The following is a 9,786-nucleotide window of genomic DNA, read 5'->3' as shown; positions in this document are numbered from 1 at the left end:
TTTCATAACAACCATCCTTTCGTTGATGAGAATAGTATATCACATATTTAGTTTAAAATATATGGTACTTATTTAATTTATGTTATACTAGAATTGCTAATCTTATGGTATTTGCTATGAACATAGCAATGGCAAATACCTATGTTAGGTTTGTTAGTTCTGTTTTTGTTGAAAAAGGTGCTGAAGTAAGTGGCAATAGTGTTAAAATTGCTAATATCTTTTCGTGCATTAATATTTTCATTGTTGTGGTTAATTTGTTTTATCCATGGATGTATTATTTCGATGAGGCAAATTATTATCACAGGAATAATTCCTGGTATGTATATACACTAATATCACTTGTCGTCATATTTATAGGAGCAGGTATGGCGATTAAGTATAGAAAGTATTTGAAAAAACGAAGCTTCATTTCAATGATGTTGTTTTCGTTTATTCCAATAATTGCAACAGTTGTACAGTCCTTTATTTATGGATTTTCTATAACCAATTTAGGACTGGGAATAGGTTCATTCGTAATGTTTGCTGCATATATGTATGATTGGTCTCATAATGGGGATGAACATACGAATATGATTAATGACAGCAGATTTGATTCTGTTATTATGTTTATCATAATGCTACTTAGCATGAGTGTTTCCATCATAGCATGTGTGAATGTGATTCAGCAGGTAACTAAGGAAAACTCTGAAATACAGAGCAGAACAATTGCGCAGATGGTTTCAGCAAAGGTTGAGAATGAATTTATTAAGCTAATTACTGTTTCTCAGACGATTAGCAGTGATATTGATATAAGAACCTACATAGAGGGGAAAACCAGAGAAGAGGCGGAGAGTGTCAAAGACGATATAACTAATCGTCTGGTATCCATTGGTAATGAATTTGATTATAAAATGGTATTTGTTGTTTCGGATAAAACAAGAGCATATTATACATATAGTGGAATAAGTAGGTATCTTGATGTTGAAAATGACAGCCATGATATATGGTATAAGGATTACTTGGATTCAGGGAAAAGATATATAGTTAATGTTGATACTGATGAAGATAATAACGGGAGTCTTTCGGTGTTTATTAATTACGGTATTATTGACACGAATGGAGACATTTTGGGAGTATGTGGTGTCGGAGTTGATATGAATGACCTTGTAGACATACTTGCCAGGTTCGAGGAAGAATACAATATCAAAGTATATTTAGTTAATCATGATGGACTTATACAGGTTGATACGGATGTAAGTTCTATAGAAACAGGCTACTTGGATAATTCATATTTTGGAAATATATCAGATGATGATTTTTATTATCAGTTATCGGAGAATGGCTGTTATATGACCAAGTATCTCGAAGGATTTGATTGGTATATAGTAATAAGAGATAATAATCCTGTTAAATTGGATGTAAATAAAATTATACTTCCAATTGTTTTAATCTTTATCGCAGGCGTATTAATAATGGCAACTTCATTTGTTATTATTAGTATGAGAGAGAAGAAGGCAAAGGATGCATACAACAGAAGATATGAAGCATCTATAAAGGACGAGCTTACAGGCTTATATAATAGACGAGGGTTTGAAGCTGACTGTGAAATAATCAAGAAAAATAATAACTTAATAGAATACGTTCTTATTATGATGGATTTGAACGGTTTAAAAGCAGCTAATGATAATATTAGTCATGAAGCAGGGGATGAGTTAATTATTGGCGCTTCGAAGTGTATGGTTAATGCATTCTCAGGTCTTGGAAGGACGTATCGTGTAGGTGGCGATGAGTTTGTTGCATTACTGAGAGGAACGAGAGAAGAAGCACAGGATGCAGTTAAGACATTTGATTATTTAACTGAAAACTTCCAGGGAAATCTTATTTCTGAACTTAGTGTGTCTAAGGGAGTAGTTGTTTGTTCAGAACATATAGAACTTAATTTTGAAGAAATTAAGGCAATGGCTGATAAGCTGATGTATGCAGATAAGGATGAATATTATAGACGAACAGGAAAAGATAGAAGACGAGTTTGATTTATAAATCGCCCTTTGAGAGAGAAGAATTTGCCATTGAAGCCTGTTGAGGCCTAAAAAACATTATTCATCCTCTGAGCATTTCGTTATATGAGGGCATATAGGCACTTTTTCACCTACTTATTATAAGGATAACTGGTAAAACTGATCAAACAGCTCCACCTGGAAGCTTCCGGGGCCGGAGCTGTTTTTTTCAGCTCTTTCGCCGGCGATATCAAATTCTGTAGCTGCAGTGAAAGCTGCAGTGAAAGGATCTGTGACTGCCAGATAAGTGGCACAGATCATGCCAAGCATACAGCCGGTTCCGGTGATCTGCGACATGGCAGGAGTGCCTCTTTTGATAAATGAGCATTTGTTTGCAGAAACGATCATATCTTCCTTGCCAGTGATCAGGAGTGTAGTGTTCCATTGAGCAGCTTTTTCCTGGAAAAGTTCCTGCAGATGAATCCGATTGATATCTGTGACGGTATCCTCGTCCCCTGCATCAATGCCGATGGCATGGGTGGTTTGGCCGGACATGGCAAGAAGCTCAGACATATTGCCCTTGAGAAGTTCCGGCATATGAATGTTCATAAGTCTGTTTGCAAATTCGTAACGCAGATTGCTGCAGGCAGTACCTACCAGATCAAGCATAACAGGGATGTGGAGACTGGCTGCAGTTTTCAGAGATTCAGGCATGGATTTCATACGCGCATCAGTGATATTTCCAAGATTCAGTGCCAGTGCATGAGAGCTTCTGGTAATCTCAGCTACTTCAGCGGGATGTTCTGCCATGATCGGGCGGCCTCCGGCCGCCAGAATAATATTAGCACAGTCATGGATAGAAATTGGATTAGTGATGCAGTGAATCAGCGGCTGTGCTGCTCGGGTCAGTTGTCTGGGATTTGTCTGATTTACGGTCATATACTTTTGCTCCAAGGCTTTGTTGAAATTTGGCAAGCATTCCTGTGTGACTTAAGGCTTTCAGGAAGAAATAGGCAATGGTGCCACCCATGGAGGTTGCTGCCAGAAACATTGGTGTATAGAAAAATGCGTTCAGTCCGCTTCTGCCCATAAGAAATGTCATTACAGGATAGGAAACCAGAGAGCCGATGATACCGGTTCCGAAGATCTCACCGATCACTGCGCAGATAATCTTTCCATGAGAAGCGCGGTAGAAAACGCCTGATAAAAATGCACCGAATACGGCACCTGTCAGTGCAAGTGGCGGGATACCCATAAACATCATGCGGATGATTCCGATGAGAGTGGCACAAAGAAGTGAATACCACGGTCCCAGAAGTACGGAGCAGACGATGTTTATCAGGTGTGCAGTAGGGCACATACCCTCGATTCTCAGAATGGGTGAGATGACAACGCCGATGGCAACCATCATGGCGAGCATGACCATTCTGAATGTTTTGGATCTGTCTGTGTTCATAATAATGAACCTCCTTGAAATGAAGATTTGGTCTGCTGAAGCAGACATTATCAGTTGTGCAGGAAACAGATAAAATCCTGCAAAAAAAATCTGCCGGAATAACACACTGGCAGATTTTAATATACAAATACAGTACCTACGCTGGCATTATCCATATCAGGTGCGGTCGAAGATCTATCTTCCTCTCAGCCTGTCCCACAGGCTCCCGTTGTTATCATCTATATGCAGATTTTTCTTGTGTTAGAGTAACACAAGCATCTGGAAAAGTCAATGGGATGTAAAATCAGGTCAGCAACCCTTTTTAGAGTGTTGCTGGAATAAAAAATCTATTTGTACTAAAACGATTGTCCGTGATATGATTAACAGGTAGATGACAGACGGCATATGATAAAAAGAAGCTGTCTGCATGGACAGAAAGGCAGGTTAAATCTGATGAAACAGGAAAATTACATAAAGGGTATGATAATGATCATCCTGTCGGCGTTTTTCTTTGCTTGTATGAATGTGAGCGTACGTCTGGCAGGTGATCTGCCGTCTGTGGAGAAGAGTTTCTTCCGGAATCTGGTGGCGGCGGTGTTTGCGGCGGTGATTCTCTGTAAAAATCGTACAGTGCCGAAGGTGGATAAGAAATACTGGGGACCACTGATCCTGCGTTGTGTGTGCGGGACACTGGGGATTCTGTGTAACTTTTACGCCATTGACCATCTGTTGGTGGCAGATGCATCGATCCTGAATAAGTTATCTCCGTTTTTTGCGATTATTTTTTCATTCCTTTTGTTAAAGGAAAAGATCAGACCGGCGCAGGCTGCGTGTGTTGCGCTGGCGTTTATCGGATGTTTATTTGTAGTGAAACCGGGATTTCAGAATGCGGCACTTGTTCCGGCACTGATAGGAGTCTGCGGTGGACTGGGAGCAGGAATTGCCTATACGATGGTGCGTGTACTGGGAACTCACGGAGTGAAGGGACCGGTTATCGTGTTTTATTTTTCATTTTTCTCCTGTTTGTCGGTTGTGCCGTGGATGTTGTTCCATTTCACACCCATGAGTATGAAACAGCTTGTGACATTGCTGATGGCAGGATTATTCGCAGCGGGCGGACAGTTTACGATTACGGCTGCATACACCTATGCACCTGCAGGGAAGATTTCCATCTTTGATTATTCGCAGATTATTTTTGCCACGATGCTGGGATTTGTCCTGTTTGGAGAGATTCCGGATAAGTACAGCTTTACAGGATATGTGCTGATTATTCTGGCATCATTGGGTACCTTTCTTTATAATATGAGGGTAGCTAAGGCTGGTAAATGAAGAAAAAGTAAAAAAGGATTTTTCTGATTTTATCCAGTAAGTCTGATGAAATCCGACCAGTATATAGAATTATTGAATTGTAAACTATAAAATAAAAAAAGTTGTCAATAAAAACGCTTTGTGTTAAAGTATCCAATATGTTAAAAAATTAAGGAGAAGGGTGCACAAAGATGTCTTTTATAAAAAATATTCCACTACGCCCTCACCATGGAATGTGCCTTGCATATTTCAAGGGTGAGGGATACAGTGATGGGTTTTCCGCACATATGCAGGAAATGCTGGATATTTTCCAGAAGGGAGCGAAGATACAGCTTCATGCAGATACAGACGAGATCTGTTCTGCCTGTCCCAATAATGAAAAAGGATGCTGTTCTTCCTTTTCGCTTGTAGAAGCATATGACAATGCAGTGCTGGAACTGTGCGGTCTGGAAAATGGACAGATTATGGAATTTGATGATTTTACAGATGTTGTTCAAAAGAAAATCCTGGCATCAGGAAAGAGGAAAGAAATCTGTGGGAATTGTCAGTGGAATTCCATCTGTGAAAGTCAGAAGAGCAGATGGGAGAAATGCTAAGAAAAATAGAGTAACAGAATGAATAGCGTTCCGGTACAGAACAGAAGCTATGAATAAAAAAGTCAAATGCGCAAATAGTGCAGTAGAAAGGACATAACGATAAAAATGGAAAATACAGAATCACGTTTATATTTCGCCAGTGACTACATGGAAGGTGCGCATCCTGCGATCATGAAGAAGCTGATGGAGACAAACCTGGAGAAAACAGTGGGCTATGGTCAGGATCCATATACAGAAGATGCGAAAGAAAAGATTAGAAAAGCCTGCAATGCACCGGAGGCAGACGTATTCCTGCTGGTTGGCGGAACACAGACCAATGCCACAGTAATCGATGCACTTTTGAAATCTTATCAGGGAGTTGTGGCTGCGGATACAGGGCATATTGCAACCCATGAATCGGGTGCTATTGAATTTGGTGGACATAAGGTTCTGACAGTACCGCAGAAAGATGGAAAAATCTCTGCACAGCAGATTGAGAAGCTGGTGAAGGATTTCTATGATGATGCCAATTATGAGCATATGGTAATGCCCGGGATGGTATATATTTCCCAGCCAACAGAATATGGTACCCTGTATTCCAGAGAGGAATTAGCAGCTCTCAGCAAAGTCTGCCGGGAAAATCATCTTCCCCTTTATGTGGATGGCGCCCGCCTTGCCTATGCACTGGCAAGCCCGGAGAATGATGTGACTCTCACTGATCTGGCTGAACTTAGCGATGTATTTTACATTGGAGGAACCAAATGCGGAGCATTGTTTGGAGAAGCAGTGGTTATACCGCAGAAAGGACGGATTCCTCATTTCTTTACGATCATCAAGCAGCATGGAGCATTGCTTGCCAAGGGACGGATCGCAGGAATCCAGTTTGGTGAACTGTTTACGGACGGGCTGTACCTGCGGATCGGCAAACCTGCAATGGAAGCTGCAGAGCAGATCAAGGATGCACTGAAGAAGTATGGATATCAGCTTTCTCTGGATACTCCCACCAATCAGATCTTCTGCATTGTGTCCAATGAGGTAATGAAAAAAATAGCCCAGGATGTGGAGTTCGGATTCTGGGAGAAGTATGATGAGACACACTCTGTGATCCGCTTTGCCACAAGCTGGGCTACTACTATGGAAGATACACAGAAACTGATTCAGATTCTGGAAAAAAATAAATAAGAAAAAAATCAATAGTCAGTTGATTCAGGCAGTATCAGGGCAATGGTACTGCCTTTTTCGCTGCTCTGGGTTACTTTTACCTGGCCGTTGTGCTGTCTGGCAATCTCGCTTACAAGAGCAAGCCCCAGACCTGCACCGCCCATGGCGCGGCTGCGGGATTTGTCCACACGGTAGAAGGGATCAAAGATTTTTTCCTGATTTTCAGGGGAGATACCGATGCCTGTGTCAGTTACCTCCAGGACTGCAGATTCTGCAGAATGAATGCTTACAGTAACGGAACCGGAAGGCCGGTTATATTTGATCGCATTTTCAACCAGATTATAGACTGCCCGGTACAGAAGGATATAGCTGCCTGTAACAGTACAGTCATCTTCTGTCTGAATAAGCCGGATATGATGCTTTTCTGCAACCGGGTCCAGATCGCAGAAAACCTCTTCTGTGAGTGCTGCAAGAGAAATAGTGTCAGAACGCTCTACAGTCTGAAGGCCTGTCATGTCCAGCAGGATTTCCGCAAGATGGGAAAGCCGTCCGGTCTGTTCAGGGGACTTACTTGATTCGGTTAAAATTTTGACTCTGATATATTATCAATTTTATCATAGCACACGAAGTATAAAATTCGTGTAAAAAAAAGAAAATGTTTCATATTATAGCAATCCTCTAAAATATCCGATTACAAAGTTCTTTTAACAAGTTTCAGATTTGTCTGTGATTGGCCATGAAATAAAATTTTGAAAAGTTATTTTCTTAACACAGATTTTATTTCTCAGATGCTATAATGTGTGCATATCAATAAAACAGTGTCTGTCATGCGGGGATGAAATCCAGATCTGCAGACAGACATAAGGAATTAACCAATTAAACTGTGAAGCAGTTATTTGGTTAGGAGCAGGTAGAGAAGTGTATGTTTTTATCGGCTTGGCTTAAAAGTAATATAAAAATCATAGCAGTAAAAAATGAAGGGAGCTTACTTATAATGAAAAACAGAAGAATAAGATTAATGGCGATTTTTGCAGCAGGTGTATTAAGTGTGACATCTATGGGAGGTATTGTAACTGCACATGCAGAGGAAACTCTTTCAGTGCCTGCAGAGGAAGCCGGTGCAGGTGCGGCTCAGATGGATGGAAAGGATGCTCAGGCAGCAGATGATGGCAGTGTGGCAGCTTCCGAGGGCTTGATCGCAGGATCTTTCAAACCCTCAGAGATTGCTCAGCCTGCACAGGATACTTATGAGTATCCATTTCTTGGAATGAAATTAGGGATTTCCAAAGACCTGAAAGAGCAGATGGAGAAGAAGAACATTTACATGTTCACAGATGAGAGATGGAATGACAATGCAGATGCAGTCACATATGCCACAGCCAGCTGGTGCACCCTGACAGATGAGCAGAAGGATGCAGAGGTGGACAAGATGGGCACCGGATATGACGACTGGCTGAAAAGTCTCAGCAGAGTAGGTGTGATCGGAATGTATGATGAGGAATCCCAGAAAGATCTGGATACCATTACCGGCTGCACAGAGCATAAAGAACTGGGTACTAGCAGTGACGGTAAATATAAATATTATCTCAGCACAAACAAAGATGCGGATGCAGATCTGTTAAAGGACGTGGAGGGGATTGAAGTAACACTTACAGAAATGACCCCGTTCCAGATGCTTTCTGCATTTGATCAGCCGCAGGATACTTCTGACAGTACAGAGGCAGCTGAAGGAACAAATGTAGGCAAATTTGAAACAACAGGAGTTGATGGAAAAACTTACACACAGGATATCTTCAGCAAATATGATCTGACTATGGTAAATATTTTCACCACCTGGTGTTCTCCATGTGTCAATGAGATTCCTGATCTGGAGAAGCTTTATCAGGAGATGAAGGATAAAGGAGTAGGAGTAGTAGGCGTGACACTGGATACAGTAGGCAGTGATGGAAAGCAGGATGAGGTAGCAGTGAAAAAGGCTCAGGTACTTCAGGAGAAAACAAAGGCATCCTATCCATTCCTGATCCCGGATTCCGGAATGATGAACGGACGTCTTAATGGAATCTCCGCTTTCCCGGAAACGTTCTTTGTTGATAAGAACGGAAATATTGTAGGCGAAACTTACTCCGGAAGCCACAGTCTGGACGAGTGGAAAGAAATCGTGGAAAAAGAGCTGGAGAATGTCACAGAGGGAAAATAAATGAATAAATTAAAAACCAGCAAAATATGGAACAGTAAATGGCCGGCTGTGATTCTTATGCTTGTGGGAGCCTGTTTTATGGGATATGGGATTTCCCGCGGAGAGCTGGCAGTGGTGTTTACAAAAGCCATTAACATCTGTATGGAATGTGTGGGAATTGGATAAATGAGTAATCAAAAGAACAACGATAACAAAAGTAATAAGAAACAAAACACAAAAAATATGAAGATCAATGAGTGGCCCCGCCATGGAATCCAGGCACTGTGGGCATTCATTACAAACAGTCATGTTACCGGTTTTGTCACAGGCAAAATTTACACAGGCAAATTGAAAAATGCCTGTGTTCCGGGCCTGAACTGTTATTCCTGCCCCGGTGCTGTTGGCGCCTGTCCTATCGGTTCTCTTCAGGCTGTGATAGGGAGCTGGAATTTCAAAATGGCTTATTATGTGGTGGGATTTCTTATCTTCATCGGGGCTATGGTGGGAAGGCTGATCTGCGGTTTTCTCTGCCCCTTCGGACTGATCCAGGATCTGCTGAATAAGATTCCATTTCCTAAGAAAATCCGCACATTCAAAGGCGACAAGCTGCTTCGTAAGCTGAAATATGTGATTTTCGCAGTATTTGTAATTCTGCTTCCGTTGTTTCTGGTGGATATTATGGGACAGGGGGCACCCTATTTCTGCAAACTGATCTGCCCGGCAGGAACACTGGAGGGCGGACTGCCGCTGGTACTTCTGAATAAATCCATGCGCAGTGCACTGGGCTGGCTGTACATATGGAAGAATGTGATCCTTGTCATAACGATCATTCTCTCTATTTTGATCTACCGTCCGTTTTGCAAATATATCTGTCCCCTGGGAGCACTTTATTCCGTATTTAATCCCGTTTCCCTGTATAAATACAGAGTGGATAAGGACAAGTGTATAAAATGCGGAAAATGTGCAAAAGCATGCCAGATGATCGTAGACCCTGTGGAAAACTCCAACAGCCCGGAATGTATCCGCTGCGGCAGATGCAAGAAAGCCTGTCCGACAGGTGCAATCCAGTGTGGAATCAGAAGAACACCTGACAGACTATAAAAAGTAGTCTGCCAGGTGTTTTTTTGCCTGTTTATAAATAAATATATTCAAATT

10 protein-coding genes and 1 riboswitch are annotated in these 9,786 nt (G+C 41.6%); of the genes, 7 read left to right on the top strand and 3 right to left on the bottom strand.

What is annotated here, in order from left to right; genetic code table 11:
* The first annotated feature begins 116 nt into the window (after window positions 1-116).
* Window positions 117-2,012: a sensor domain-containing diguanylate cyclase gene (locus ACTNDS_RS09290; RefSeq protein WP_441035237.1), complete on the top strand. Its 1,896-nt coding sequence runs from the start codon at window positions 117-119 to the stop codon at window positions 2,010-2,012.
* Between the two features lie 123 nt (window positions 2,013-2,135).
* Here ACTNDS_RS09290 and thiM read toward each other — a convergent pair whose 3' ends face one another.
* Together thiM and thiW are read right to left on the bottom strand one after the other, a co-directional pair.
* A complete protein-coding gene (gene thiM, locus ACTNDS_RS09285; protein WP_441035235.1) occupies window positions 2,136-2,915 on the bottom strand; it encodes a hydroxyethylthiazole kinase in 780 nt (259 codons plus the stop codon).
* Window positions 2,845-3,432: an energy coupling factor transporter S component ThiW gene (gene thiW, locus ACTNDS_RS09280; RefSeq protein ID WP_441035233.1), complete on the bottom strand. Its 588-nt coding sequence runs from the start codon at window positions 3,430-3,432 to the stop codon at window positions 2,845-2,847. The genes thiM and thiW overlap by 71 nt, the downstream gene beginning before the upstream one ends.
* A gap of 115 nt (window positions 3,433-3,547) precedes the next feature.
* Window positions 3,548-3,651, bottom strand: a riboswitch (TPP riboswitch).
* Window positions 3,652-3,864: 213 nt separating this feature from the next.
* Here thiW and ACTNDS_RS09275 point away from each other — a divergent pair.
* The 3 genes from ACTNDS_RS09275 to ACTNDS_RS09265 all read left to right on the top strand — a co-directional run bounded on the left by ACTNDS_RS09275 (window position 3,865) and on the right by ACTNDS_RS09265 (window position 6,476).
* Complete coding sequence (locus tag ACTNDS_RS09275) at window positions 3,865-4,740, top strand: DMT family transporter (RefSeq protein ID WP_055054095.1); 876 nt, start codon at window positions 3,865-3,867, stop codon at window positions 4,738-4,740.
* 170 nt (window positions 4,741-4,910) lie between these two features.
* On the top strand, window positions 4,911-5,315 hold the full coding sequence (locus tag ACTNDS_RS09270; protein ID WP_022381173.1) for a DUF1284 domain-containing protein: 405 nt from the start codon (window positions 4,911-4,913) through the stop codon (window positions 5,313-5,315).
* Window positions 5,316-5,420: 105 nt separating this feature from the next.
* Window positions 5,421-6,476 carry a threonine aldolase family protein gene (locus ACTNDS_RS09265; protein WP_161234122.1) on the top strand — a complete coding sequence of 352 codons (1,056 nt, stop codon included), beginning with the start codon at window positions 5,421-5,423 and terminating at the stop codon, window positions 6,474-6,476.
* A gap of 8 nt (window positions 6,477-6,484) precedes the next feature.
* Here ACTNDS_RS09265 and ACTNDS_RS09260 read toward each other — a convergent pair whose 3' ends face one another.
* Window positions 6,485-6,970: a sensor histidine kinase gene (locus ACTNDS_RS09260; RefSeq protein ID WP_441035230.1), complete on the bottom strand. Its 486-nt coding sequence runs from the start codon at window positions 6,968-6,970 to the stop codon at window positions 6,485-6,487.
* Between the two features lie 479 nt (window positions 6,971-7,449).
* Here ACTNDS_RS09260 and ACTNDS_RS09255 point away from each other — a divergent pair, with 479 nt between their 5' ends.
* Genes ACTNDS_RS09255 through ACTNDS_RS09245 form a run of 3 tightly spaced genes read left to right on the top strand, consistent with a single transcriptional unit; the run spans window position 7,450 to window position 9,732 of the window.
* Window positions 7,450-8,652 carry a TlpA family protein disulfide reductase gene (locus ACTNDS_RS09255; RefSeq protein WP_441035228.1) on the top strand — a complete coding sequence of 401 codons (1,203 nt, stop codon included), beginning with the start codon at window positions 7,450-7,452 and terminating at the stop codon, window positions 8,650-8,652.
* Window positions 8,653-8,817, top strand: a complete 165-nt coding sequence (locus ACTNDS_RS09250) for a CD1871A family CXXC motif-containing protein (protein WP_019160354.1) — start codon at window positions 8,653-8,655, stop codon at window positions 8,815-8,817.
* Window positions 8,818-9,732, top strand: coding sequence for a 4Fe-4S binding protein (locus ACTNDS_RS09245; RefSeq protein WP_441035226.1), 915 nt, complete (start codon window positions 8,818-8,820; stop codon window positions 9,730-9,732).
* Window positions 9,733-9,786 lie beyond the last annotated feature (54 nt).

The organism is Blautia sp. HCP3S3_C12 (assembly GCF_052064155.1).
Classification (GTDB): domain Bacteria; phylum Bacillota; class Clostridia; order Lachnospirales; family Lachnospiraceae; genus Blautia_A.
Note: the sequence above shows the minus strand (reverse complement) of the source record. Positions and strands in the feature narration are given on the sequence as shown.